The organism is Bacillus sp. AFS098217 (assembly GCF_002551815.1).
GTDB lineage: Bacteria > Bacillota > Bacilli > Bacillales > Bacillaceae_G > Bacillus_A.
Genome location: NZ_NVPR01000112.1, coordinates 1 through 1,563, shown reverse-complemented (window position 1 = coordinate 1,563; position 1,563 = coordinate 1). Strand labels below are relative to the sequence as shown.

Sequence of the window (1,563 nt, the reverse complement as noted above, 5' to 3'; positions counted from 1 at the left end):
TGAATCAATTTCATAATTGTTTCTTTTCATCAGTTGGATTGGCAAAATTTTAGAAGTATGTTTTTTGAAAATACTAAGCGGCTTGATTCACTTCTTTCATTTTTTGATTGATTCGATCTACAGCCAACTTTGAGGCATTATAAACAAGCGTCACAAGATCGAAATGTACTTTTGCTCGTTTTCCAGATCGATATCGGACATTTTTTAACTGAAAGAATTCTTTTAAGTATGCGTTTACTCGTTCGACAGCACTTCTTTGATTGTAAAGCTTTTTCCATGCTTCTGTTCCACGACCCGGAGCGCTATATTTCCGAATATCTGTCTCCATTTTGATTTTGAAGACTTTTTGGCAAAGAGAATCTGTCGCTAACGGACAAGTTTTACACTCATCTGGTTGTGTATATTTCAAGGTTTGATATTTCTCATCAAAGCTGTCGTAGCGATACGAATGTTCGCGTACGCAAGTAGGAGCAAAATATTCATCAAAACCAATAAACTCTTCTTCATTGCGTCTATTATAGGCAATAATCGCTTTCGTTTTCATGCGGTGAAGTTGTGTATAAATCGCTTTGTAATCATACCCCGCATCTAACACGCCATACCGAATGGTCAACGAAGAAAGTCGTTCTTGTATACCTTTTAGTAAAGGAATTGCGGCTTTTCCATCATGTAAACTTGCGGAAGACATGAGAGATTGTAGAATATATTGGCTCTTAGAACCAACCGCCAAGTGGGCTTTGAAGCCAAACCAAAAGGTGTTTTTACCTTCACTATTTTTCTTGATGCCCCAATTTGGATGCATAGGGATTTCTGTTCGTAAGGTTTCTAGACGGATATCTAGTTGATCTTCTATTGTTTTTTCGTAGATGTTTTTTTGATTTTCTCGTTTTTGTTTTTCTTGTTGAAAGGCTTCTTGTTCAGCCTTCGGTTTACGACCACATTTTTTTGATTCTGGTTTTGGTTTCTTTTCTTGTGAAGTTGCCTGGTCTCGAGATTCAAAATGTGTCGCATCAATAGAAACAACATCATCTGTAAGAAACTCTTCTTGAATCGCTTGGAGAAGTAAGGTTTCTTGAACGATTTCTAGTACATTAGATTCACTTAATTTCTGGGTGAACCGTGAAAAAGAAGCTTCGGAAGGGATGCGATCAGAAAATAAAAACCCGCACTCCAGATGAAACATAAAATCATGTCGTAATCGTTTCACAAGATCTTTAATCGTTGGAATGCGTTCCACAATACGAGCAACGAGGGCATAGATCATCGCTGCATAATTTAATTTTGTTGGAGCACCATAGATTGATCGTTTCGAAACAGTGGCTAGGACAGGTTCAATTGTCAATGTCGAAAAAATCGCTTCGAATCGTCTCGTTGGTTCTAAATCATATAAATCTTTAATGTCAAATAGGCTTTCTTGTCGTATAATAGGCACAGGGAGTCAACCTCTTTTCTTGTTTTGGTTTGTGTCGTAACTACCATTATACAAGAATTTGGGGAGGTACTCCTTTTTTGTGTTCTCAAAACCCTTGGTACATCAGGGCTGAGAATTATGAAATTGATTCA

The 1,563-nt window shown here is 37.3% G+C and carries 1 protein-coding gene; it reads right to left on the bottom strand.

The window, feature by feature from the left end:
- Positions 1–73: 73 nt before the first annotated feature.
- On the bottom strand, positions 74–1,432 hold the full coding sequence (locus COO03_RS23100) for a transposase (RefSeq protein ID WP_097899356.1): 1,359 nt from the start codon (positions 1,430–1,432) through the stop codon (positions 74–76).
- Positions 1,433–1,563 lie beyond the last annotated feature (131 nt).